The sequence below is a fragment of the Streptomyces anulatus genome (genome assembly GCF_000721175.1).
Lineage (GTDB): Bacteria > Actinomycetota > Actinomycetes > Streptomycetales > Streptomycetaceae > Streptomyces > Streptomyces anulatus_C.
The window spans coordinates 1-24,510 of sequence record NZ_JOEZ01000053.1 but is presented as its reverse complement, the minus strand read 5'-3'; the positions used below and the strand labels follow the sequence as shown (position 1 = coordinate 24,510).

The following is a 24,510-nucleotide window of genomic DNA, read 5'->3' as shown; positions in this document are numbered from 1 at the left end:
ATTCGGTTCCATGGTCGGATCATCTTCAACATGCCCGTGCAGCGCAACGCCCTCGGGCACTGTTCACAGAGCAACGAAGCCCGTAGTCAGCACCGACGCCGAGAGGCAGTTCGTCCGCAACGCCGTGCGGCAAGGCCCTCGGCTGCGGCATCCCCACTGACCTCCCGGAGACAACCTCGGGGCCGCCGGCGACCAACTGCCGGTGCCGACGGCCCTGCGGGTCCCGGCCGCGGGACAGGGGCCTACGGTCGCTGCCTCACCCGGTCGACGATCCCCCAGTCCACAACGTGCGACAGCTGGGCGTATGTCTCCTTCCCGGAAGCAGAGGTCCGTTCGTCGCGGAAGCCCAGGAACTCGTACGACACCGGGTCGAAGATCAGGTACTTGCTCTTGTAGGACCCGCGCCCGGTATGGGCGATCCCCACCCCGGTCCGCCCTGCGGAGTCCTTCACTCCCGGGATCGTCTTGACGCCGGGCACATGGGCCAGCGCCTCGTACGCCGCGGGGCGCAGTCCCCGGGGCAGTACCGGGTTCTTCAGAAGCTCGCCGAGCAGCCAGTAGGCCTCGTACTGATTGAGTTCGTCGAGATCGCTGATCGACCGGCCGTCGGGGCGGGAGCCGGAGGAGAGGATGGCCAAGACGAGCTCTTCAGGATCCTGGGGCAGCTTCTTCAGCTCGCTCCACTTCCGGGGTGGCCATATCCCGCTGCCCTTTCCCCCGGGCTCCTCCCACATCTCGCGGCCCAGTTCCATGGACAGGGAGAGCTTGGAGACGCCCACCGAGTCCCACATCTCGTCGGTGTAGGTCTGGACCTTGCCGGTCTTCTGCTCCGTTTCCTTGATGATCCGCTTCGAGTAGATGAACTGGTCGTCGCGCGGCGCCACCGGCTCCTTCTCCTGCTCCCGCTCCCACGTCGCCGCCCCGTTCAGCACCGTGGCGGCGGCGTACTCCAACCGCGGGGTGCTCGTGTTTGGTGCGCCGCCCTCGCCGGAGCCGTCCGTGCCGATCAGCACCGCCGTCCCCGTGACCGCCGTGGCGACCACCGCGACTGCCGCGAAGCGCAGTGCATGGCGGCGACCGAGGCCGGTGGCGGTGCCGGTGCGCTCGTCCGCGTGGGCCATCGCGTTGAGCAGCTGGTGCCGGGCCCGGGCCCGGGCCCGGCCGGTGAGCGGGGTCGTGCCCGCGTCCCACTCCCTCAGGAGTTCGAGTTCGTCATTCATGGTCGGATACCTCTCGCCGTGCCGTCGGGTTTGATCCGCCCAATGCTTCGCGTAGCTTGCTGCGAGCCCGGTGGAGCCGCGATCTGACCGTGCCCACGGGGATGCCGAGCGCCTGGGCCGTCTCCTCGTAGCTGAGATCACCCCAGGCGACCAGCAGCAGCACGTCCCGGTGCCGAGCGGGCAGCGCGGCCAGCGCCGCAGCCAGCTCGCGGCGTACGTCCCGCGCCATCACCCGGTCCGCGGCCCGGTCGGCCAGCGGCTCGTCGTGGTCGGTGAGGGCCGGGACCCGGGCCATGGCCTTGAACCGGCGGGCCTCGGCCCGCCGATGCCGGCCGACCAGGTTGGTCGCTATGCCGAAAAGCCAGGGCCGGGCGTCGGCGCCCGTGCCGCGGGCCGGATCGTAGCGATGCCGCTGCTGGAATGCGGTGGTGAAGGTCTCCGCCATGAGGTCATCGGCGACCTCGCCGCCGAGGCGGCGGGCCGCGTAGCGGTGTACGGCGTCGGCGTGCCGGTCGAAGAGCGCGGCAAACGCCTCGGGCTCATCCCGTGACCGCGCGATCACTGAGGCGTCGCTCTCCGCATCGGCACGCGCGGTGCCGATGCAGACGCCTGGTCCGACGGCCATCGGGGCTCCTCTCGTCCAAGGGACGATGCTCGAATACTTGGGCTTTCGCCTGTCCTTCGCCCATCGCGTCGAAGCGGTTCCCTCAGTCCCCTCAGCAACAGGGCAGAGGCTGTTGTCCTTCCGAGTCTGACGACTGTGTTTTCGCTGGTCAGGGGTAGAGGCGGCGTCGGTGTGGGAGTGATGGATCGTCGTTTCGTCGCTCCCGTGGAGGTCGCGAATGCCGTCGGTTGTCGGACTGCTGGAACAGCACGAGCTTGCCGCCCGTCGTCGTGTGGACGGGCTGCGCGAGGAAGTCGACCGCATCCAGGCCGAGCTCGCGATGGCCGAGCAGGAGCGGCTGGAGTGGACGATTGCCCGCGAGCGGTGGGTGCGGTGCTGTCAGCGCCGGGCGGCGATTCAGCCGTCGCGGTGGCCGCCGGACGACCGGGCGGTGCCGGGACGGAAGCCGAGGTGCAGGCGTCACCGCCCGTGGCGGAGAAGGCGAAGTCGCAGGTTCCGGTGTGGCGCGAGGGGCTGGCCTGGACGGCACTGTCGGCGGACTATCAGCGCATCCTGGCCGCGCTCGCGGATCGGATCCGTCTCGGTCAAGGGCCCCTGACCTGCCAGGAGATGGCTTCCTCCTTCGGTATGGACGTGGTGCCGGCCAAGGTGGAGGGGCTGCGGTCGAAGGCGAAACGCCTGGTCTCGCGGGGCTGGCCGGCCGAGCCGGCGACGGGCCGGTTCACGCTCGCGCGGGGCGTGAGCGGGTCAGGCGGCGGGTCATGACCATGGTCCTCGACCAGTAGACCATCGCCTCGGCGCTGCTGGTGCGGCGTTCGAAGTCGAGCGCCAGGCGGCGGCTTCGCATCAGGTGCGCGAAGAGACGCTCGACGATCCACCGCTTGAACAGCACCACGAATCCGCGCATGTCGTCGCTGCGCTTGACGATCGCCAGGACCAGTGCGAGGCCAGGCAGTGCTCGACGAAGCTGCCGGGGTATCCGCCGTCGGCCCAGACGAGTTCCAGCCGGTGGTGAGCGTCGGTCAGTTGGCGGGCGTCGACGTCGCGCCTCGGAATGCGCCCTGGAGGGTGACGGCATCACGGCTGACGCACATCTGGTGATTCGCTGCGACGCCGGAAAACCTGCCGCGACCGAAGGCCGCTGCGGTACTGAGGGCAGTTGGCCGGTCCGTGTCGAGGACCACACCGAACTTCCACTCGCTGGCCTGGGCGTCCGGCTGCTGCGGCCGGCCCGCAAGGGCCAACCCGAACGGCTGGCGCGGCGCTGTTCAAGCCGCGGCGGCGGCTGATCGAGTCCGTCAACCAGACGCTGCCGGGGTAGCCGTCCGCGTCGTGCAACGACTCCTCGCTCTAGCCACCGCGGTCTGGAACAACCACCACACCGACCAATCAGCCATCCGGTCACTGACCGGCTACGGCCACTGACCTTGGAATCAATCATCTAGGCACCTCGCCCGGGGCGATCAGCCCCGTCTCGTAGGCGAAGACGACGGCCTGGACACGGTCGCGCAGGTCCAGCTTCGACAGGATGCGGCCGACGTGGCTCTTGACCGTGGTCGGGCTGAGGAACAGCCGAGAGGCGAGTTCGGCATTACTGAGGCCCGTCGCGAGTAGGCGGAGCACCTCGAGCTCGCGTGGGGTCAGGCCGGACAGATCGCGGTGCGGGGGGATGGTCTGCGGTTCGTCGTGAGGGGCGAAGCGCTCGATCAGCCGACGGGTGATCGTGGGTGCGAGGAGAGCGTCGCCGGTCTGCACCAGGCGTAGAGCGGAGACCAGATGTTCGGGGCTGACGTCCTTGAGCAGGAAGCCGCTGGCGCCGGCCGTGAGTGCGGCGTAGACGTAGTGGTCGAGGTCGTATGTGGTGAGGATGATGACCCGCGTTCCGGCCGTGCCGGCGTCGCCGATGATGCGCCTGGTGGCCTCGATGCCGTCCATCTCCGGCATCCGGATGTCCATGAGGACGACGTCGGGCCGCGTACGGCGAACCGCTGCGACAGCCTCGGCCCCGTCGGCGGCCTCGGCCGTCACTTCGATGCCGTCCGCGGCCAAGATCATCTTGAAACCGGTGCGTACGAGGGCTTGGTCATCGGCGATGACGGCGCGCAGCGGCGGCTGGCCCATATTCATACGGTGCTCCGCGGGATGCGGGCCGTCACCCGGTAGCCGCCGGTCGGCGTCGGTCCGGCCGTCAGCTCGCCCTTGTAGACGGCCAACCGCTCGCGCAGCCCCATGTGACCACGGCCGTTGCTCTGCACCGGCGGGGAATCCTTGGCACCACCGGTGTCCGTGATCTCGATCTCCAGACAGGCGTCGGTGTAGCCGATCGCGACGGACGCCTGCGCGCCGCGCGCATGTTTGATCGTGTTGGTCAGCGCCTCTTGTACGACGCGGTACGCCGCGAGGTCCACCCCCGGTGGCAGCGGAGCCGGCGGCAGCGACACCCCGACGTTCACGGGCGTACCGGCGGCGCGTACTCGTGTGACGAGCGCGTCGAGCTGTGCGAGCCCGGGCTGGGGCTCCAGGCTGTCGGGCCTCTCGTGGTCCGGAGCGGCCAGCAGGCCCATCACGTGGCGGAGTTCGGCCATGGCGGCCCGACCGCCCGCTTCGACGGCCAGCAGTGCCTCCTTGGACTGCTTGGGCGCCATGTCCATCACTTTGCGGGCCGCGCCGGCCTGGATCACCATCACGCTCACATTGTGGGTCACGACGTCGTGCAGTTCGGCGGCAATGCGGGCACGCTCCTCCTCGACAGCGCGACGCGTGGCCTCCTCCTGAGCGGCCTGCAGTTCTGTGACCCGGTCCCGGCTGGACGCCAGCCGCAGTTGCAGGAAACGGACGAGGCTGGCCAGCATCCCTGCCACCAGGAGCAGGAATCCCGGGCTGGACCATCCGGGGAGCACGGGTTCCGCGTGGCGGAAAGCGAAGCCGGACAGCGCGGCGGCGATCACCAGGACGGCGATCGCCGTTATCCGATAGCGGCTGTATACGACGGCGCTGTAGGCGCCCATGACACAGGCCAGGACGGTGATCCAGGAGGCGGAGCTGCCGATGGCCAGTGCTGCGCCCAGCACCACCACGAACAAGGTCAGCGGATACCGGCGCCGGGCTGCCAGTGGCAGCGTCGACAGGACGACCAGGGCCCAGGGCACGGAGGATGGTTCTTCCTCCACGGGCACCTGACCAGGGTCGGGTGGCAGGGGCGGGGCCGGGACCCCGGTCCCGACGTCCACCGCAGGGGGGCTGCTGTTCACCGGCCCGTCGCCGGGATAGCGCACCGCCATGAACAGGGCAGTGACGGTCAGTACGACCGCCAGCACCACATCGATGCGCACCGCTCGCCGGGACAGCGGGGCGGCCTTCGCCTCCGGGCGTAGCGCGTCGATGAGCTGCCGATGCCGACTGCGCCGGTCTTCCGTCTCCATCCGCGCATTGTGCTGCGCTCTCCGCCCGGTCCGCGTCCGCCTGTCCGGCCAGTGCGTTGTCCCAGAGGCCTACTTCTCAGGTAGGACTCTGCGGCCGAATCCTCCGCGGGAAGGGCCTGATGTCGGTTCCGCGGCCGACGCGCCCCATACACGGCACTCCTAGGTTCGCAGGACTGGCAACGGCATGTGCCTCTCGCGACCGTAAGGACGGACAAAACGTATGCACCAAGTGATCGAACTGGAGGGTGTGGCGAAGCGCTACGACAGCGCCGGCGCGCCGGCGCTCGGACCGCTCACGCTCAGCGTCGCCAAGGGTGAGGCCCTTGCCGTGACGGGCCCTTCCGGCAGCGGCAAGTCCACGCTGCTAAACCTCGTCGCAGGCCTGGACAAGCCGACCGACGGCGCCGTGATCGTGGCCGGGCGACGGATCGACCAGTTGAGCGAGCACGCCCTCGCCAAGTTCCGTCGCGAGCACATCGGCATGGCATTCCAGTTCTTCAATCTCCTCGACGACCTCACCGTCACCGACAACATCCAGCTCCCGGCCCAGCTGACCGGGACCAGTCGGCGCAAGGCTGCGGCCCGTGCGGGTGACCTCATGGAGATGCTGAGCATCCAGAAGCACGCCCGCGCCTACCCGGGCCGACTGTCCGGAGGTGAACGGCAACGGGTCGCGGTCGCCCGGGCCTTGGTCAACCGGCCCGCGCTGCTGCTCGCCGACGAGCCCACCGGTGCGCTCGACACCGCCTCGGGCCACGATGTCCGCAATCTGCTGATGGATCTGCACCGCGCCGGACAAACCATCGTGCTGGTGACGCACGACCTGACGCTGGCGGAGGCATGCGCGAGCCGCACTCTTCACCTGGTCGACGGTCACGTCGCCCTCGACTCCTACGCGCAGGCCGTTCGATGAGCCTGTTCGGCACCGGCGCGATGGGCCGGGTCGTACGCTCCGGCGTCGACCGACGGCGGGTGCAGACAGTGGTGATCGCCGTGGCCACGATGATGGCCGTGGCCTCGGCCGTGGTCGCCGGGTCGCTGATGGTCGCCGCAGCCGCGCCCTTCGACAACGCCTTCACGAAGCAGCGAGGTTCGCACATCACCGCCCAGTTCGATCCTGCCAAGGCGAGTGCGGCGGAGCTGGCGAAGACCGGGAAGCTGCCCGGCGTCGCCGCGAGCGCGGGACCGTACCCGTCCACGTCGGTCCGTCCGGTGGACCGGGCGGGCTTCCAACTGCCGACGCTGACCCTGGTCGGGCGGTCCGGCCCTGACGGCGCCGTGGACCGGGTGGATCTGAAGTCGGGCCGGTGGGCGCAGAAGCCGGGCGAGATCGTGCTCGACGCGTCGCTCGAGGGGCCCGCCCTCGGGATCGGCACCCCCATGAAGACATCGGACGCCAAGGACGCACCGCCCCTTTTGATCGTCGGCTTTGCCGTCTCCGCCAGCAAGACCGCCGACGCCTGGGCGGCCCCCGCGCAGGTCGACGCGCTGGCATCGAAGGGCAACCCAGTCGCGAGTCAGATGCTCTACCGCTTCGACTCCGCGAGCACGAAGTGGCAGATCATCGCCGACCGGAAGAAGCTCGCCGCCTCCGTGGTGCCCGGGGCGCTTCTTGGGACCCAGTCCTGGCTGGACACCAAGCGCGCCGCTGATCAGGGTGCGGCGGCGACCGTCCCGTTCGTGATGGCTTTCGGCGCGCTCGGGATCGTGATGTCGGTGATCACCGTCAGCAGTGTGATCAGTGGTGCGGTCGGCACCAGCCTGCGCAGAATCGGCATCCTCAAGGCCATCGGCTTCACCCCAAGCGAGGTCGTACGCGCCTACATGGCCCAGGCGCTGATCCCGGCCGTCGTCGGCATCGTCCTGGGTGTCGTCCTGGGGAATCTCCTTGCCGTGCCCCTGCTGTCCGACACCGAGTCGGTGTACGGCGGCGTCTCGCTCTCGGTGGCCTGGTGGGTGGACGTCGCCGTACCGGCCGCCGCCCTGGTCGTGGTGGGGCTCGCGGCGCTGATTCCCGCGCTGCGGGCCGGAAGGCTGCGTACGGTCGAGGCCATCGCGGTCGGCCGGACGCCGCGCACTGGGCGCGGCCAGTGCGCGCATCGTGCGATGGGGCTGCTGCCGCTGCCGCGGCCGGTGACCTACGGTCTCGCCACCCCCTTCACGCATCCGGTACGTACTCTCGCGATGCTGCTCGCGGTGGCGTTCGGTACGGTCGCGGCAACGTTCGCTGTGGGGCTGACCTCGTCCCTGAACGCGATCGGCACCTCGCAGGACCCGGAGAACCGTGCCGCAGTCACGGTCACCACGACCAAGCCGATCGAAGTCGCTCCCCCGCCGCCGCCTCTTGTGGGGGGCGACGCGGGAGATCCGCCCCCCTCTGGCGGCAGCGATGCAGGCCCGCCTCCCGTGGAGAACAGTGCGGCGAGCACGTCCAAGAAGCCCAAGGTCGCCGATCCGGCGAAGGTGCGGTCCGCCGTCACGTCGCAGCCGGGCACGGAGTCGTACTACGGCAAGGCCCGGACCGAGGTCGCCGTGGCCGGGATCTCAGGATCAATCCGGGCCAGCCTCTACGAGGGCGATTCGCGCTCTGGCAGCTACGAGATGATCTCCGGGCACTGGATCACTGGTAAGGGACAGGTCGTGGTGCCCTCGCGCTTCCTGGAACGGACCAGCACCAAGATCGGTGACACGGTGCGGGTGACCTACGAGAAGGACACCGCGACCCTGCGGATCGTGGGCGAGTCCTTCGACACGTCGGGCAGCCAGCTGGAGATCCACGCGGACATGGCCGACTTCACGTCGGCCGAGCCCAGCACCTTCCTCGTCGAAACGAAGCCCGGCGTCTCCGCCGACGACTACGCCCAGAAGGTCGCCGCGGTCGTGCAGCCGCTGGGCGGCGACGCTACGACCGGCTCCGAGTCGGGGCAGGACGGCGTCATCCTCATCATGGCCGCGATGGCGGTGCTGCTCACCCTCATGCTGATCACCGTGGCCGGTCTCGGCGTACTCAACTCCGTGGTCCTGGACACCCGGGAACGCATCCACGACCTGGGCGTCTGCAAGGCGATCGGCATGTCGCCGCGGCAGACCCTGAGCCTCGTGCTCGCCTCGGTGGCCGTGATCGGCGTGACCGGCGGGCTGCTCGGCGTGCCGGCGGGGTACGCGCTGCACCACGTCGTCATGCCGGTGATGGGGCGTGCCGTGGGCACCAGTCTGCCGTCGCCGGTCCTCGAAGTGTACGAACCTGTTCAGCTGCTCCTGCTGGGGCTCGGCGGGGTAGTGATCGCGATGCTGGGCGCACTGATCCCGGCCGGCTGGGCCGCCAGGGCGCGTACGGACACGGCGCTGCGCACCGAGTAGCGTCCGGCGGAGCGCGAGCTGCCGGGGCGGATCCGCCAGGTCCGCGGGGTCGGGTCGCCCGTACAGGCACAGGAGCCGAATGCCCCGTTTGGGCTTGCGGGAAGGGCCTCTGGGTGATCCCACGCGAGGACCTGACCGCGTGGCGCTTCGACCGCGCGTTCACCACGGTCTACTGGAACCCCTGAACGGAAGGCTTCCCCCGAAGACCATTTCTGTCATGGACTGGAACCAAATCGGTTCGCTGGCGCTGCCGCTGCACGACCAGCCGATCTCCGATCGCTGTGCCGAGCGCCGCTTCCCGCAGTGCTCCATCCGCTGCACGGCCCGGCAAGGACGAGTGGATGGAGTACATGAGCGACAAGGTCACCGCGATCCTCGAAGGCCACATCCCGTGCCTAGACGGCGAGCGCCGCTGCGCCTCTCCGGCCGCGCGAAGGCGGCCGGGGAGGCGCAGCGGCTATCGGTCTCCTCGGCGTGCTGGACCGATTCGACCGCGGTCGGGCCCTTAGGGTCCGGCCGGTTCGACCTGTTGGGTGTCCGTGGCCGAGCTCTCGAGGAAGTCGCCGTCCCCGCTGTAGGACGCGTTGACGGTGAAGGGGCTGCCGACTGCCGAGAGGTAGGTGTACGAGAGCGTCGCCAGCCCGCCCGACAGCGTCGCGCTCACCAGGTCTCCGTTACCGAAGTCGAACAGCACCTCCCCTGTCGGCGTCCCGGCTCCCGGAGCGTCCGGGGTCACGAGCGCGGAGAAGGTCACCGCCTCGCCCTCGACCGACGGGTCGGGACCGGACGCCAGGGACAGCGTGGTGGACGCCGGCTGCACCGTGTGGCTGTCGGTACCGTCGGCCCCGGCGTGGTTCGGGTCCCCCTCGTAGCTCGCGGTGATGGTGTACGGGCTGCCCGCGGCCGAGAAGTAGGTGTACGGGATCGTCGCCACCCCGTCCACCAGTGGTGCGACGTTCCCCACCCCGTCGCCGAACTCGAGAACCACCCAGCCCGTCGGCGTCCCCCGAGCCCGGAGAGGCCGAGGTCACGGCCGCGGTGACCGTCACCGGCTGACCCACCAGGGAGGGGTCCGGCGCGGAGGTCACCGCCACGGTTGCCGGGGCGGGCTGCACCGTCTGCGTGTCCGATCCCAGGGCACCGGAGAAGTTCGGATCCCCGGCGTACGTCACGTGGATGGTGTAGGGGCTGCCTCCCGCGTCCGTGTAGGCGTGCGGGACCTCCGCGGCGCCGTCGGTGAGGGACGCGGTGACGGGCGGTCCGCCGTCGCCGAAGTCGAACTCCACCGTCCCCGTGGGAACCAGCGGGCCCGGGGTGCCCGGGAGGACCGTCGCCTTGACGGTCACCGGCTCACCGACCGCCGACGGGTCGGGAGCGGAAGTCACCAGCACGGTGGTCGCGTCCTGCTGCACCGTGTGCGGACCGGTCCCGGTGGAGCCGGTGAAGTCGCTGTTCCCCTCGTAGACGGCGGTGATGGTGTAGGGGCTGCCTCCGGCGGTGCTGTACGTGTGCTCGACGGTGGCGACGCCACCCACCAGGGTCGCCGTGGCGGCGGGGGTCCCGTCGCCGAAGTCGAACGCGACGTCGCCCGTCGGCGTTCCCGGCGTTCCCGGGGAGCCGGCCACGGACGCCGTCACCGTCACCGTCTGGTTCACTACGGACGGGTCGGGGGCGGAACCAACGACCAGCGTGGTCGGGGCCGGGAGCACCGTGTGCGCCTCCGTGGCTCCGGAAGGGGTGTGGTCCCCGTTCCCTTGGTAGTCCGCGGTGATGCTGTACGGGCTTCCCCCGGTCGTGGTGTACGTGTGCTCGACCGTGGCCACGCCGCCCACCAGGGTTGCGGTGGCCGTGGTTCCGTCGCCGAAGTCGAAGGTCACCGTCCCTGCCGGTGTCCCTCCGCCCGGCGCGTTCGCCGTGACCGTCGCGGTGGCTGTCACCGGCTCGCCCACGAACGACGGGTCCGGTGAGGCCGTCAGCGTGGTCGTGGTGTCCGCCGCGGCGACCACGTGCTGGTCGGTGCCCGCGGAACCCGAGTGGCTGAAGTCGCCGCCGTAGGCGGCGGCGACGGTGTAGGGGCTTCCGGCCGTCGTGGTGTAGACGTGGGCGGCCGTGGCCGTGCCTCCCACGACGACCGCGGGGACCGGCGCGGTCCCGTCGCCGAAGTCGAAGGTCACGGTGCCTGTCGGTGTCCCGTCGCCCGGTGCGGTGGCCGTCACCGTCGCCGTGGCCGTCACCTGCTCACCGGGCCGGGACGGGTCGGGGGCGGACGTGACCTCGGTCGTGGTGGCCGCCTGGCCGACCGTGTGGGTGTCGTTGCCCACCGAGGCACCGAAGTTCGCGGTGCCCGGGTAGGTCGCGGTGACGGTGTGGGTACCGACCGTGAGGGCGTCCGTGACGACCGTGGCGGTGCCTGCGACGACCGGTGCGTCGAGGACCGGGCCGCCGCCGATGTCGAAGAACACCGTCCCGCCGGGTGTGCCGGCTCCGGGCGCCGTGGGCGTCACCGTGGCGGTGATCGTCACCGGCTCGCCGAAGGCGGAGGGGTCGGGCGTGGAGGTGACCGCGGTGGTCGTCAGGGCGATGTTCACGGTGTGGGTGTCGGTGCCGGACGAGCCGGTGAAGTCGCCGTTCCCGCCATAGGTGGCGGTGACGGTGTAGGGGCTGCCCGCCGCGCCGGTGTAGGTGTGGGTGACCACTGCCGTGCCGTTCACCAGCGTCACGGTCTCGGTGGGTGATCCGTCCCCGAAGTCGACGACCGCCTCCCCGGTCGGCGTGCCGGCACCGGGCGCTTCGGTGGCGACCGCCACGGTGATGTCGACCGGTTGGCCGGCCACCGAGGGGTCGGGACTCGTGCTGACCGCGGTGATGGTGCCCGTGGCTTCGACGGTGTGGGGGTCGGTGGCCGACGAGCCCGCGAAGTCGGCGTCACCGCCGTAGGTGGCGGTGACCAGGTAGGGGCTGCCGGAGGCGCTGGTGTACGTGTGGTCGGCCGTCGCGTTCCCGCCGGCGACCGGCACCGTCACCGCGTCGCTGCCGTCACCGAAGTCGAAGGTGACGGTCCCGGTCGGGCTTCCGGCGCCGGGGGCGACGGGAGCCACGGCGGCGGTGAACGTCACCGGCTGCCCGACCTGTGACGGGTCCGGGGCCGAGGCGAGGGTGAGCTCCGTCTCCGCCGCGGTCACCGTGTGCGTGTCCGTCCCGGAGGAGGAGCCGTAGTCGCTGTTCCCGCCGTAGGCGGCGGTGATGGTGTAAGGGCTGCCGGCCGTGGAGGTGTAGACGTGGGTCACCGTCACCGAACCGCCCACCAGCGCCACGGTCTCGGACTGGCCGCCGTCGCCGAAGTCGATGGTGACGTCGCCCGTGGGAGACCCGGGGGTCGGGATGACCGGATCGACCGTCACGGTGACGGCCACCTCCTGGCCGACCGCCGACGGATCCGGCGAAGACGTCACCTGCGTGGTCGTGGAGGTCACCGGCTCACCCACCGCCGACGGATCCGGGGACGACGTCACCGTCGTGGTGGTCGCCGCGGCCACCACCGTGTGGGTGTCGGTGCCGGTGGACGCGGTGAAGCTCGCGTCGCCGCTGAGGTCACCGGCTCACCCACCGCCGACGGATCCGGGGACGACGTCACCGTCGTGGTGGTCGCCGCGGCCACCACCGTGTGGGTGTCGGTGCCGGTGGACGGGGCGAGGTTGGCGCTTCCGCTGTAGGTCGCCGTGACCGTGTGCGGGCCGCCGGCCGCGTAGGCGTGATTGGCCGTGGCCACGCCCCCCACCAGGGGAACCGTGACCGGCACCGACCCGTCGCCGAAGTCGAAGGTCACGGTACCGGTGGGTGTGCCCGCGCCCGGCGGCACCGGCGCCACGACGGCGGTGAAGGCCACCTGCTGGCCGGGCGCCGACGGGTCCGGTGCGGAGGTCACCGTCGTCGTGCTGGCGCCCTTGCCTTGCACAACGTGCTGGTCCGTCCCCAAGGACGGCAGGAAGCCGGGGCTTCCTCCGTAGATCGCGGTGATGGGGTGCGGACCGACGCTCAGCATGTTCACGGTGACCGTCGCCGTACCGTTCACCAGCGGGGCCGTGAGAGTCGGCCCGCCACCGATGATGAAGGTGACGGTGCCCGTCGGCGTGCCCTGCAGCGGCGCGACCGGTGTCACCGCCGCCGTGATCGTCACCGGCTGGCCGTAGGCCGAGGGGTCGGGGGAGGAGGTCACCGTCGTCCGGGTGGCTGCCGGGAGGACGATCTGGAGGGTGGCGCCCGTCGATGGGGTGAAGTTGGCGTCACCGCTGTACGCGGCGGTCACCCGGTGGACTCCGACGGGCAGGTCACCGATCGTCGCTGTCGCCGTACCGCCCACGACGGGTGCGGTGACGGTCGGTCCGCCGTCGACGCTGAAGGTGACGGTGCCGGTCGGTGTACCGGGCCCGAGCGGGATGATGATAGCGCTCAGCGTCACCGGCTGGCCGTAAGCCGACGGATTCGGCGATATGGCGACCAGGGTTAATGTGGCTGGCATGAGGATGCGGCCTCCAAACGGGATCGAGGATGGTTACGGCCGCCACTCGTCCCCCGACTCCAGCGGCCGCTTTCGGCAGCTGATGCTGGGCATCACGCGCTGCCGTCCCAACAGGAGATGGGCGGCCCCGGTCGGTGTCACCAGTAGGCGCCCCCCGCGGTCCCGGATGCCAGAGCCACAGCACCCTTAACAGACGAGCGCGCAGGGCGCGTGAAGGGCGCACGCCGCTTACGCCTTCGGCGTGCGCCGCCCGTGAGCACCGGCTGCGGCCCCGCACTCCCCGTACGTCTTCGTCGCGCTCGCGGTCCGCGGCACGCCCGCGGTGGTCGCAAAGGTCGCGCGGTGCCTCCCGGAGCCGCTCCCGAGGGGGAGAGGCGGCCGAAAGCCTCGTCCAGGTCCGCTGCGACGCGCTTCCGGCCGAGGAGTCGTCGGGTTCCGCTGCCGGTGCCCGTGGAACGAACCCCGGCTGGACGGAACGCAGTACCGCCGTGAGGCGGTTCCGCGCTCGATGAGCGAGGCGGGGACTCGGCGGAAGGCACGCGGCTGTGCCCCGCTACCGACGTAGCGGGGCACAGCCGTGATCGTCCCGGGTACGGGCAGGCCGGTTAGCGTTCGGCGGGCGACGGGTCCTCCTCCGCGGCGAGGCCCATGTGCGCGACCAGGGCCGAGGCGAGCGAGGCGATGGTCGGATGCTGCCAGATGAAGTTGCTCGCCAGACGGATGGCGAGGTCGGTGTCGAGGCGGATCCGCAGCTCGGTGGCCAGGAGCGAGTCGAACCCCAGGGACTTCAACGAGGTGTTCGGGTCGAGCGTGGCGCTGCCGGTGCGCAGGATGGTGCGGATGTGGTCTGCCAGGTAGCTCTCCACAGCTGTCTGGCGGGCGATGCCGGCGGGCGAGGCCTCGACGCGAGCGCGGATGTCCGAGCTTCCGGTTGCGCTCTGCTTCTCCTGCGTGCGGACACTGTCCGGGGCAAGCAGGGTGAACAGACTGGAACCGGCGGCCGCCTGGGGGATCCAGGTCCGGGGAGGCCCAGGGATCACAGCGGTCCGGACCCTGCGGTCGGCGAGGAGGCAGTGGAGTGCTTCCAGGCCCTTGCGGGTGGGGATGGTCTCGTAACCCCGCTGAGCGAAGTCGACGGCCTGCCCGATGTCCCCCCACGGTCCCCAGTCGACGGCCAGTGTGGGCCGGCCGCTGCGCGTGCGCCAGGTGGCGAAGGCGTCGAGCCAGGCATTGGCCGCCGCGTACGTACCCTGCCCGGCGTTGCCCAGCAGGGAGCTCATGGAGGAATAGACGACGAACCAGTCCGGAGACTGGTCGGCCGTGGCCTGGTGGAGGTTCCAGGCACCGGTGACCTTGGGCTCCCAGACCCGCCCCAGCTGATCGTCGCGAATGGTGGCCAGCGCGGCGTCGTCAAGAACCATGGCGCAGTGCACCACGCCGCGCAGCGGGACACCGCCCTCGGTGGCCACCTCGACCAGTCGTTCGCAGGTCTCGCGCTGAGAGACGTCGCCCAGTACGACCGCGGTGTCCGCCGCCATCTCGTTCACGGTGCGGGTGGTGTCCGAAGACGGGGCACGGCGGCCGTTGAGGACGATGCGCCGCGCTCCCTGCTCGGCCAGCCAGCGGGCGGTGGCCAGCCCGAGTCCTCCCAGCCCTCCGGTGACGATGTACGCACCGTCGTTGCGCACGACGCTCTGCGGCCCCTCGGGCACCACGGCATCGGCCTCTCCCCGGTCGGGAACAGTCAGCACGATCTTCCCCGTGTGCCCGGCGCGAGCCATCAGCCGGAAGGCGTCGGCCGCGCGGCCGAGCGGGTACTCGGTGCACAGAAGCGGCTTGAGCCTGCCTGCGGCGATGTGCTCCACCACCTCGCGCAGCATCGTGGCCAGCAGCTCCGGTCGGTGTCGCTGCAGCTCGATGAGGTCGACCGTGCTGAACGTGATGTTGTGGCGCAGCGGCCCGAGCTTGAGTGGAGCGTCGGCCATGATGTCGCGTACCCCGAGCTCGACGAAGCGGCCGAACGGGCGCAGGCTTTCGAGCCCGGCACGGACGGCCGGTCCGGAAAGGGAGTTGAGCACGACGTCGACCCCTTGGCCGTCGGTGGCCAGGCGCGCCTGCTCGGCGAAGTCCAGGGTCCGGGAGTCCATGACGCAGTGGATCCCCATTCCTCGCAGCTGGTGCCTCTTCTGCTCCGTCCCGGCCGTCGCCAGCACCTCCGCGCCCAGGAGGCGGGCGACGGCGATCGCCGCCCGCCCGGTTCCTCCGGTCGCGGAATGGATCAGCACGCGCTCGCCGGGAGCAAGCCGTGCGACGTGCCGCAGGGCGTACCACGCGGTGAGGTAGGCCGTGGGAAGCCCCGCTGCTGCGGCGGGAGCCAGGCCCTGCGGTACGGGGACGACCGCAAAGGAGGGAACGGTGACGAAGGAGGCGAACGCACCGCCCTCCAGCTGGACGCCGAGCACGGTGTCCCCACACCGCAGATGGTCCACGCCGGGTCCCACGGCGCTGACCACACCCGCGCACTCGAAACCGATGCGGTAGGGGGTGGCAGGCTCGGAGCCGAGCATACCCATGGAGGTCAGGACGTCCCGGAAGTTGACGCCCGCCGCCTGGACACGTACCTCGACCTCGCCCTCTCCGGGCCGGCGGCGGCCGGTCGCGGTGAGCTCCAGGCTGTCGAGATCGCCGAGCCGCCCGACGCGCAGGCGGAATCCGTGGTCGCCGAAGCGGACGGTCCGGGTGGTCCTGACCGTGCTCGTGGGGGGCGCGACGGGAGCCCGGTCGATGCGCGCCACGTACCGTGTGCCACCGCGCAGTGCCACCTCGTCCTCGGGAGCGTCGGCGAGGAGTTCGGCCGCCAGGGTGCGCAGCCCCCGCTCGTCGGGGTCGGTGTCGACCAGGGTGGGGCGCATGTGAGGCCGTTCGACCGCCAGCACTCGCGCCACGCCGCGCACGGTGCTGTGGGCGGGGTGGCCGGCTTCCTCGGCCGTGACGGCGTAAGCGTGGTGCGTAGCCGCGTACAGGCGCCATGATCCGCGGTGCTCGTCGCCTGCTTGCGCCAGAGCGAGCAGCCGCCGCGCGCATTGCTGCGCGCCCTCGGTGGGGTCGGTTTGACCGGCCGAGGGTGTGCCGCCCAGCAGGACGACGGCGGACCAGGGGTCGGCGCCGACAGCCAGGTGCCGGCTGAAGGTCCCGGCCAGTGAGGAGAGCACCTGGGTGCCCAGGGGAATCTCCTGCGCCTCCGCGCGGGCGCCGGCCGAGCGCAGGAGCTCGGCCAGCCGTTCGGCCCGGCCGTCCCCCTCGCCCAGTACGAGCCAGTTCCCCGGCGGTTTCCTGTCGGTGTCCGGCCGGGGGGCTTCGTGCCAGCCGAGTTCCATGAACCACTGGTCGACGGGGGTCTCTTCGGCAGGTGCTCCCTTGAGGAACTGTACGTCGTCGAGTGCGACGACGGGGTGCCCTTGCGCGTCCAGGGCGCGGACATCGCCGACGAGTGCCCTATCGCTGTTCTCGGTGATCAACGCGTGGGCGTACACGGCCTGCGCGGGGTCTCCGAGGAGGCGGAGGGAACCGATTTTGACCGGGAGGATCAGTGGGGGCGTGGGGTCCTGGACCGCTCCCGCGACGAGCAGTTGCAGACACGCGTCGAGGAGGACGGGGTGGACACTCAGGTCGGGGGCAGGGGCGAGAGCGGTGCGCGGCAGTCGGATACCGGCCCAGAAGCTCTCCTGTTGCCTCGTGGTCCGCAGTGTGGTGATGCCGGTGAAGGCGGGGCCGTGTTCCAGGCCGCAGGCCCGCAGCTTCGCATAGATCTGATCGGGCTCGAGGACGACGGGATGCTTGTCGTGCAGTGCGGAGACGGAGGCTGCGGGGGCGTCGGGCGGCGCGAGCGTCCGACGGGCGGTGGCCGAGGCGTGGAGTTGCCAAGAGCCCTCCGGAGTACGGGAGTGCAACTCACAGGTGGCCTGATCACCGTCGGTGAGAGTGACGGTGGTGCTCATCTCGGTGTCATCGCCCAGGGGCAGCAGGTCGTGGAAGGTGACGTCGAGGAGGTCGACGCCGCTGGCGCCGGTCAGTGCGGCGAGGGCCGTGGTGTGGAACAGGGCGCAGGAGCCGGCGCCCGGGAGGACGGGGGCGTCGTGGACGCGGTGGTCGTCGAACCAGGGCAGGTGCCGGGCGGGAGCCGTGGCGTGCCAGACGTGCCGGACGGGATCACCGGGGACCTCGGTGTGGCGGCCGGGCAGAACACCGTCATCGGCTTGCGGCGCGGTGCCGCCGGCAGTCCAGTGGCGCATGCGGTCGAAGGCGGTGGTGGGCGCGTCGACCAGAGAGCCGTCGCCGTACAAGGGCGTCCAGTCGACGGTGCCGCCGTTGCAGTGGTAGGTGGCCAGCTGGGTCCGGAGGGTGGCGACCTCAGGCTGGGCACGACGAAGAGTGGGCAGAACGACGGGATGGGGAAACGACGGGGCCAGGCTGTCCTTGAGGGACTGGGTGACCACGGGATGGGGTGAGATCTCGATGAAGACCTGGTGTCGGTCTTCGGCGGCCGCCGCCACGGCCGGGTGGAAGCGAACGGGCCGGCGGAGGTTGTCGCACCAGTACGCGGCGTCGAGGAGGAGGTTCTGTCGCGGGTCCTCGGCCACGGTGGAGTAGAAGGGGACGTCGGGTGTACGAGGTGCAAGGCCGGCGAGTGCCTGACGCAGATCGGAGAGCAGTGGGTCGACGTGAGGGCTGTGCGATGCGACGTCCACGGCGATGGGTACGGCGGCGATGCCGCGCTCGTCCCACTGGCTGATCAGCCGGGTGATCTGGTCAGCGTCGCCGGAGACGACGGTGGTGTCGGGCGCCGCCAGGACGGCTACGGACACGCCGGCGGCGCCCGCGTCGGCGAGTGCGGCCTCCACCGCGGCCCGCCCCAGGCCGACGGAGGCCATGGCGCCCGTGCCGACGATCCGCTCCAGCAGTGCCGAGCGGCGGCAGATCACGCGGACGCCGTCGGCGAGGGAGAGGGCACCGGACACGACCGCGGCCGCGGCCTCTCCCATCGAGTGGCCGATCACGGCAGCGGGCCGCACGCCGTGCGCCTGCCAGACCGCGGCAAGGGAGATCTGCATCGCGAACAACGCCGGCTGGATCCGCGAGCATCCGGTGACCGGTTCACCGGTCTGGATCAGGTCCAGCACGGAGAAGCCCGCCTCCTTGCGCATCAGGGTGTCCACCTCGGTCAGCGCCTTCCGGAAGGCCTCTTCCCGGACCAACAGCTCGCGGCCCATGCCGGCCCACTGTGAGCCGTGACCGGAGAACACCCACACGGGACGGCGGGGGGCGGTGACATCGGCCGGACCGCACACGAGGGCCGGGGCATGCTCGCCGTTGGCGTAGAGCCGGAGCGCTACAGCGGTTTCTGCTCGCGATCGGGCGATGACCGCGAGGCGTCCGCGGCCCGGCTTGCGCCGCAGCGCCAGGGTGTGGGCGACATCCCGAAGCGGGACGTCCGCGCCTTCCGCGTCCAGCCAGTCAGCCATTCTGCGGGCGGCGTCCGGCAGCGCCCGGTGGGATCCGGCCCCGACGAGGATCACGTCGGGCGACGCCGGCCGGGGGCGGCGGGGGGCGGGCAGGCCGGCCCGGCGGGCGGGCGGCGGAGGCTCCTGCAGGATCACGTGGGCGTTGGTTCCGGAGAAGCCGAAAGAGGACACCGCAGCCAGCCTGACCGGCTCCTTGGCCGGCCACGGCATGCTCTCGAGAGGGATGAACAGCCGAGTGGGGTCGGCGGTGATGGCAGGGTTCCAGTCGGTGAAGTGCAGGTTGGGCGGGATGATGCTGTGCTGCAGGCACAGGACGGTCTTGATCAGACCGGTGATCCCGGCGGCCGGCTCCAGGTGCCCGAGGTTGGTCTTGACCGAGCCGAGTGCGCAAGGCGAGAGCCCGTTGCCGTACACGGCGGCCAGGCTGGCGAACTCGACAGGGTCGCCCAAAGGGGTTCCGGTGCCATGGGCTTCGATCAGGGAGATCCGGGCCGGGTCGACGTCGGCCCGCCGGAGCGCGGCCCGGTACAGGGCCTGCTGCGCATCGGCGGAGGGGGCGGCGAGGCCGTCGGAACGGCCGTCCTGGTTCACCGCCGACCCGCGGACAACGGCCAGGACGCGGTCGCCGTCCCGGCGGGCTTCGGACAGACGCTTGAGGACGACGACGCCGCAGCCCTCACCACGGACGAAGCCGTCCGCCGCCGCGTCGAACGTGTGACAACGGCCGGTCGGCGAGAGCATGCCCATACGGGCGAAGGACCGTGTCACGCGGGGGGCCAGCATGAGAGTGACGCCGGCGGCGAGAGCCAGGTCGCACTCTTGGCGGTGCAGGGACTCACAGGCGAGGTGGAACGCGACGAGGGAGGATGAGCAGGCCGTGTCGAGAGCGATGCTGGGGCCGTGCAGGCCGAGGAGGTAGGAGATCCGGCCGGCGGCCACGCAGTGGCCGTTCGTCAGGATGGAGCCCTCGAGTTCCTGTGGCTGCCCGGCCAGCCGGTCCATGTAGTCGTTGTAACTCAGCCCGGTGAAGACCCCGGTCGGGGAACCATGGAGCCGGTCGGGGGGCAGACCCGCGTGTTCCAGCGCTTCCCAGACGACCTCCAGGAGGAGCCGGTGCTGGGGATCCAGGACTTCGGCCTCACGACCCGCGACGCCGAAGAAGTCCGCGTCGAACCGCGAGACGTCCTTCAAGTAGCCGCCCTGATGCATCGAGGGGTGCGCGTCACTGGGTAACCCGCGCTCAGGCTCGGCAGCTTCCCGCCCGGGTGGTGGAACGCCGACTGCGTCACGCCCCTCCCTCAGCAGGCGCCACAGGGCGGCCGGGGAGTCGGCGTCTCCGGGAAGCCGGCATCCCATGCCGATGACGGCGATGGGTGTCGAGCTCACCGGCTGAGGACGGTGTTTGTACTTGGCCACGAAGGTCTCCTTGTCGCGGGGGAGGGGCGGCGCGGCTGCGCTCGGAAGAGGGGGATGTGCCGCTTGTCGGGCCGTGAAGGCGGGCCCCGCACGAGAATCGGCCCGTGCGGACGCGCGTAGCGACAGCACGTAGGTGTGCACGACATGACGAGGCGGTGGTGCGTGGCTTGTGGGTCCAGGAGCGGGGGGGGAGGAAGGGCGATCAGACGTCCGGGCCGCCCAGCAGGATCGCGCTCTTCACCCCTCCCACCTGGTAGTTGAAGGTGAAGGCGTAGTCGAAGTCGAGGGGACGAGGCCGCGTCCCGGGCACGGGGTCGAACGTCAGGTGGTCGGCCGGCTGCTCGCAGTTCGCCGTCGGGCACACCTGGCCGTTCCGCATCATCAGCAGGGTCAGTGCCACCCCGAGGCATCCGGCCGGAGCGCCGTTGTGCCCGAAGCAGCCCTCCTGCGAAGACATGAGGAGGTCGCGTGACGCGGAGCCGTACAGTTCCCTGATGGCATTCGACTCGAAGGCTGTGACGACCACGTTGCCGTCACTGCCGCCGTGGATGTACGGCACTTGCCCGATGTCCCAGGTGCCGCCGAGACACCGGCGTACAGCAGACACCAGTGCGTTTCCGGTCTCGTCAGACGCCAGCGGGTTCGCGAGCCCGTCCCGTGTGGTGGCCTGGGACAGGATCTGACCGTAGGGGCGCGCGTCCCGTGCGAAGGCGTGCTCCCGGCTCTCGATGATGATGGTCGCGGACCCCTCGCCGTGGTTGATGCAGTCGGCACGTTGGTCGTACGGACGCATCAGGGCGTCGAAGGACGGCAGCAGGCTGGGCATGTCCTGCGAGCGCATGGTGTCGTACGCCTGTTGGGCTCCGCTCAGCAGGCGCTGGATGTTGCGGATCAGCGTGACGCTGAAGACGTCGACTCCGGTCACCACGGCGATGTCGGTCTCACCTGCGGCGATCATGCCCAGGGCGTTGCCGACCTGGAGAGCGGACGAGGCGCAACCGCACGACACGGTGAAGTTGGCGCCTTTCGACCGAGTGAGTGCGCCTTGCACCAGGGCGACGTCGGACGGTGTGACGGCCTGCTCCGCCGCGACGAACATCTCCAGCGCCTCGGCGGCGGGGTAGGTCGCCGGATCGGCCCGCAGCACGGCGAGGTAACTGTCGATGTTGGCATCCACTCCGCCCCGCCCCACCAGCACGGCGGCGTCCTGCAGATCGCGCTGCACCTCGAGGCCTGCGTCCGTGCACGCCTGCGTGAGCGAGACCAGCCCGAAGCGGTGGGCCTCCGTGTAGTGGCGTGAGAAGAGCTCCGGGACGCCGGGTACGCGCTCGTTGAACATCGCTGCTGAGAGGTTGACGCTGCCGTAGTAGACGCCCTTCTTGACGAGGCAGGACGTGCCGGTGGAAGCGACGTCCCAGAGTTCGTCGGCGGTGAACACCGGAGTCTCCGGGCCAGGAAGGCACAGTCCGATTCCGGTCACGACGGCGTCCCGCGCACGTGCGCCGGTGCGCCGCGTCACCGGGCACCTGCCTGTGACGGTGCAGAGGTCATGGCTTTTCCCTTCGGGGTCGGGTGGTGGGCTATTCGGCCACGTAGGTGCGATTGCACCAGCGATAGACGGGCAATCGCTCCCCTTCGTGGAAGGAGTACATGCCCGAGAACTCGAAGTGCTCGTAGGCGTTACCGCACAAGATTTTTACTTTGGGTTCGGATTCGACGGACCTGACTTCCCATACGGCAGGAACCATCACCCAGTCCGGGCCTCCGGAAAGAACCACTCGCACAGGGTTCGGTGCCTTCGGATCCGAGAAGAGGGCTGCATGGTCACGCCCCTGGGTACCCCCGCGGGTGTCGTGCTCGGCACCTCGTACGCAGTCGTCCTGGTCGTGCGGCGGCGCCGTCCTCTCAAGAGCGAGGGGCAGGTAAGGCGGGAGGAGCAGGCATCGGTAGGCCGTGACGAAGGATCGGCACACTGCGTTGAGGATGGTGGAAAGCGACATGATGACCTGCCAGACATGAGGCTTGCGAGAGGCTTCTGGCCGCAAGGGGTGCTGGCGGCGGCCGGTTGCGCGTCACCGAGGAGACGAACCCGCCGGCGTCCGGCCGCGACGCGCCACGACCCTGACCAGTGGTTCGTGCGTCGCTGAGTAGCGGGGCACTCGCCGTTGACAGCGAGTGCCCCGCCCAGTCGCCGCGCGCCGGGCCGGCGGGGGGCGGTGCCGGCGCGCGGCTGGTCCCTACTCACGCACGGACGGTCCTGGGGCAGGCGCTGATGTCACACCGGGACCTGCCCGTGTACCGGTCAGGACGCGTTGGCCAGCGCCTGGCTGATCGCCGAGGCGGTCGCCTGCTCGGCGGCCAGGGCCGCGCTCGTGACTCCGAGGATGTTGTACACGAGGGCGGTCCCGTTGGACGCGCTGGCCGTCAGGATGTTGGCCCCCACCACCTGCGGCTGCCCCTGGCAGTCACCCACGGCGCTGACGAGGTAGGTGGCGGTGACCACGTTGTGAGTGCGGGCGGCGGCGGGGTTGTTGGCCTCGTCGGCCGCGATGGCGGCGTTGTTGGATGTCTGGGCGGACTCCAGGGCGGTGACGCAGGCCGAGGCAACTGGGGCGGCCATGGCCACAGGGGCGATGCCGACGACGGCGCCCACCGCCATGGTGGCGGTGACGGCGGCGACGGCGAAACGGGAACGGAACATGATGGCACTCCCTTGAAGAGACAACTGGTTCACTCATGGGCTACGACGCCGATGAAAGGGCTTGCCCCCGACTGCCCGGGAGTGGCCGCTGTGGGACGAGAGATCGACCTGATCGCCGCGTGCATCGCGCGCTGGGAGTGATGACCGGAGCGGGTAGCAGTCACTTCCCGGAAAGGTATGGGCGGCCCGCCGGTTCGTAATCCAGTAATGGAGCACGGACGAGCGGCACCTCAAGAGGATCGGCACCTGCGTCACCTGATCGGAGTAAGGCTGCTGATTGACCTACAGCGTCTACAAGCCAGATCGCTGTCACCCACCTCGCGGGAATGGCAAGCAACTTGCCGGGGTTTCGGGCGAATTCACGAGCGAAGGTCATGCGTCGGGATTTACTGCTGATCCAGCGCGCACACGCAGCCGGCGCGATGAGGGGTGCCATATCTGGACAGCCAAGGGCCACCTCGCTTGATCGACGCCGTGACCGGAAAAAGACCCGCCGGTCATTTGGCTGCAATACGCCAGGCCTTGGGCCCTATCCGGCCGGGTGATATCAGTTTCTCCTGAATGGCTGGCAGAAGCGCGGCCGGCGCATGCGCTCATGCGAGAGGCGCGGCCAAGTCATTTGGTCACGCATTCACTTCAAGCACACCCCGTTGCTTTTATCGCAAGATTAGGCCTTACGAGTGCTTGCCTTCGTATAGAATTTGTCGTCATGTGTCAAACGCTTGGATAGCGGTTACAACCGACGGTGAGATGCCCATCTTCTCCGGCGGAGTGGTCGTCCGTCCTCAACGCGCCAGACTTCACCCAGCCGTTGAACGGCAGGCCCCAGCAATGGACACCCTGAGGAGGGTTGGCCCCGTCGGCCGACTCTGATGTCGCATCGCGTGAGATGGGCGAGCTCCTCGAACGCGGTAGCAACGGAGACCTGCACCTCCGACGCCCCCCTGTTCCTGCTCATGGAAGACGGAGCAGGCCCGGACAGGAGCGGCGCCACACCTTCGACACTGGCGCAGGCGTCGGGGAACCCCGCAGACGCATTTCCGGTGGCGCCGGCCCACGCCTCGCCGGTCAGGCACCATCAGGCCGCTACCGATGCAGAAACGCACGTTCCCTTGCCTGACGGGCAGGCCAGCACACGATATCGGCGCTGGTGTGGCTCGCGCCAAGGGCACCGGTACTGCAGCCGCGGCTTTCATCCCAAGGATCAGGAGCGACAAGACATGCTGACCACACGTGCGTGCGCCCCGATAGTTCTTTCGCCCCAGGACGTCGAGCGATGGCCTGACTCGTCGGTGATCCAAGCACCGGCCATCGCCTGGCGCCAGTCGCAGGCCCTCACCGTTCACCTCCCCGCGATCGACCGCTCGGTTCCGATCTGCCGTGACCTGGCACGCTTATGGCTGGACCAGCAGCAACTGGCGGACCAGGACATCCGTCATACGGCCCTGCTCGTGCTCACGGAACTCGCGACGAACGCCATCGTCCACACCGACAGCGCCGTCATCGCCGCCTCCCTGCGGAGAAACCGAACCCACCTGCGCGTTCAGGTTCGCGACCAGGGAACGCTCTCCACCGGGGAACACTGGCACAACACTTCGGGGTTCGGTCGCGGCCTCGGCATCGTCGCTAGTGTCCTGAGTCGTTAGTTCGCGCGCGGTTGTAGGGTGGGCTGATGCCTGGTCCGAAGCCGTTGCCGCTGGAGCTGTCCGATCACGAACGCCGTGT

General features: G+C 70.1%; 15 protein-coding genes and 2 pseudogenes. 5 read left to right on the top strand and 12 right to left on the bottom strand.

What is annotated here, in order from left to right:
- Positions 1–242: 242 nt before the first annotated feature.
- Both IG90_RS0136575 and IG90_RS0136570 read right to left on the bottom strand, forming a co-directional pair.
- Positions 243–1,220 carry a CU044_5270 family protein gene (locus tag IG90_RS0136575; protein ID WP_030594723.1) on the bottom strand — a complete coding sequence of 326 codons (978 nt, stop codon included), beginning with the start codon at positions 1,218–1,220 and terminating at the stop codon, positions 243–245.
- A complete protein-coding gene (locus IG90_RS0136570) occupies positions 1,213–1,845 on the bottom strand; it encodes an RNA polymerase sigma factor (protein WP_030594720.1) in 633 nt (210 codons plus the stop codon). The genes IG90_RS0136575 and IG90_RS0136570 overlap by 8 nt, the downstream gene beginning before the upstream one ends.
- A gap of 217 nt (positions 1,846–2,062) precedes the next feature.
- Here IG90_RS0136570 and IG90_RS40185 point away from each other — a divergent pair.
- Positions 2,063–2,610: pseudogene (locus IG90_RS40185) on the top strand (hypothetical protein).
- Here IG90_RS40185 and IG90_RS44545 read toward each other — a convergent pair.
- Entirely contained in the window at positions 2,567–2,752 is a 186-nt protein-coding gene (locus tag IG90_RS44545) for a transposase (protein ID WP_030594717.1), read from the bottom strand. The pseudogene IG90_RS40185 and the gene IG90_RS44545 sit on opposite strands and share 44 nt — an antisense overlap.
- A 280-nt stretch (positions 2,753–3,032) precedes the next feature.
- Here IG90_RS44545 and IG90_RS47225 point away from each other — a divergent pair.
- Positions 3,033–3,270: pseudogene (locus IG90_RS47225) on the top strand (IS982 family transposase); the annotation flags it as partial.
- Positions 3,271–3,282: 12 nt separating this feature from the next.
- Here the strand turns inward: IG90_RS47225 and IG90_RS0136555 are convergent.
- Positions 3,283–3,966, bottom strand: coding sequence for a response regulator (locus IG90_RS0136555; RefSeq protein WP_411572664.1), 684 nt, complete (start codon positions 3,964–3,966; stop codon positions 3,283–3,285).
- A 2-nt stretch (positions 3,967–3,968) separates the two neighbouring features.
- On the bottom strand, positions 3,969–5,267 hold the full coding sequence (locus IG90_RS0136550; RefSeq protein WP_033895010.1) for a sensor histidine kinase: 1,299 nt from the start codon (positions 5,265–5,267) through the stop codon (positions 3,969–3,971).
- A 220-nt stretch (positions 5,268–5,487) separates the two neighbouring features.
- On the opposite strand from IG90_RS0136550, the gene IG90_RS0136545 reads away from it, so the two are divergent.
- Both IG90_RS0136545 and IG90_RS0136540 read left to right on the top strand, forming a co-directional pair.
- On the top strand, positions 5,488–6,180 hold the full coding sequence (locus tag IG90_RS0136545; protein ID WP_030594708.1) for an ABC transporter ATP-binding protein: 693 nt from the start codon (positions 5,488–5,490) through the stop codon (positions 6,178–6,180).
- Complete coding sequence (locus IG90_RS0136540; RefSeq protein WP_030594705.1) at positions 6,177–8,627, top strand: ABC transporter permease; 2,451 nt, start codon at positions 6,177–6,179, stop codon at positions 8,625–8,627. Before IG90_RS0136545 ends, IG90_RS0136540 begins: the two co-directional genes overlap by 4 nt.
- 505 nt (positions 8,628–9,132) lie before the next feature.
- Here the strand turns inward: IG90_RS0136540 and IG90_RS44540 are convergent.
- The 7 genes from IG90_RS44540 to IG90_RS0136505 form a co-directional block, all read right to left on the bottom strand.
- Positions 9,133–9,363, bottom strand: coding sequence for an Ig-like domain-containing protein (locus IG90_RS44540; protein WP_233436189.1), 231 nt, complete (start codon positions 9,361–9,363; stop codon positions 9,133–9,135).
- Entirely contained in the window at positions 9,302–12,079 is a 2,778-nt protein-coding gene (locus IG90_RS40990; RefSeq protein WP_167345028.1) for a beta strand repeat-containing protein, read from the bottom strand. The genes IG90_RS44540 and IG90_RS40990 overlap by 62 nt, the downstream gene beginning before the upstream one ends.
- 56 nt (positions 12,080–12,135) lie before the next feature.
- Positions 12,136–13,146, bottom strand: coding sequence for an Ig-like domain-containing protein (locus tag IG90_RS0136520; RefSeq protein WP_078841981.1), 1,011 nt, complete (start codon positions 13,144–13,146; stop codon positions 12,136–12,138).
- A gap of 605 nt (positions 13,147–13,751) precedes the next feature.
- Positions 13,752–20,054: a type I polyketide synthase gene (locus IG90_RS0136515; RefSeq protein WP_280922393.1), complete on the bottom strand. Its 6,303-nt coding sequence runs from the start codon at positions 20,052–20,054 to the stop codon at positions 13,752–13,754.
- Positions 20,055–20,286: 232 nt separating this feature from the next.
- Positions 20,287–21,564: a beta-ketoacyl synthase N-terminal-like domain-containing protein gene (locus tag IG90_RS0136510; RefSeq protein ID WP_209443587.1), complete on the bottom strand. Its 1,278-nt coding sequence runs from the start codon at positions 21,562–21,564 to the stop codon at positions 20,287–20,289.
- Positions 21,565–21,664: 100 nt separating this feature from the next.
- Complete coding sequence (locus tag IG90_RS46780) at positions 21,665–22,084, bottom strand: DUF5988 family protein (protein ID WP_267958716.1); 420 nt, start codon at positions 22,082–22,084, stop codon at positions 21,665–21,667.
- A 302-nt stretch (positions 22,085–22,386) separates the two neighbouring features.
- Positions 22,387–22,785 carry a hypothetical protein gene (locus tag IG90_RS0136505; RefSeq protein WP_030594693.1) on the bottom strand — a complete coding sequence of 133 codons (399 nt, stop codon included), beginning with the start codon at positions 22,783–22,785 and terminating at the stop codon, positions 22,387–22,389.
- A gap of 1,220 nt (positions 22,786–24,005) precedes the next feature.
- On the opposite strand from IG90_RS0136505, the gene IG90_RS40985 reads away from it, so the two are divergent.
- Positions 24,006–24,431, top strand: coding sequence for an ATP-binding protein (locus IG90_RS40985; protein ID WP_051860457.1), 426 nt, complete (start codon positions 24,006–24,008; stop codon positions 24,429–24,431).
- Positions 24,432–24,510: the final 79 nt, after the last annotated feature.

Coding starts and splice junctions, on each gene's coding strand:
- IG90_RS0136570 (WP_030594720.1), bottom strand. CDS start 1,845: ATGGCCGTCGGACCAGGCGTCTGCATCGGCACCGCGCGTGCCGATGCG.
- IG90_RS0136520 (WP_078841981.1), bottom strand. CDS start 13,146: ATGCCAGCCACATTAACCCTGGTCGCCATATCGCCGAATCCGTCGGCT.
- IG90_RS0136575 (WP_030594723.1), bottom strand. CDS start 1,220: ATGAATGACGAACTCGAACTCCTGAGGGAGTGGGACGCGGGCACGACC.
- IG90_RS44545 (WP_030594717.1), bottom strand. CDS start 2,752: ATGCGCGGATTCGTGGTGCTGTTCAAGCGGTGGATCGTCGAGCGTCTC.
- IG90_RS0136550 (WP_033895010.1), bottom strand. CDS start 5,267: ATGGAGACGGAAGACCGGCGCAGTCGGCATCGGCAGCTCATCGACGCG.
- IG90_RS0136540 (WP_030594705.1), top strand. CDS start 6,177: ATGAGCCTGTTCGGCACCGGCGCGATGGGCCGGGTCGTACGCTCCGGC.
- IG90_RS0136505 (WP_030594693.1), bottom strand. CDS start 22,785: ATGTTCCGTTCCCGTTTCGCCGTCGCCGCCGTCACCGCCACCATGGCG.
- IG90_RS46780 (WP_267958716.1), bottom strand. CDS start 22,084: ATGTCGCTTTCCACCATCCTCAACGCAGTGTGCCGATCCTTCGTCACG.
- IG90_RS0136545 (WP_030594708.1), top strand. CDS start 5,488: ATGCACCAAGTGATCGAACTGGAGGGTGTGGCGAAGCGCTACGACAGC.
- IG90_RS40985 (WP_051860457.1), top strand. CDS start 24,006: ATGCTGACCACACGTGCGTGCGCCCCGATAGTTCTTTCGCCCCAGGAC.
- IG90_RS0136555 (WP_411572664.1), bottom strand. CDS start 3,966: ATGGGCCAGCCGCCGCTGCGCGCCGTCATCGCCGATGACCAAGCCCTC.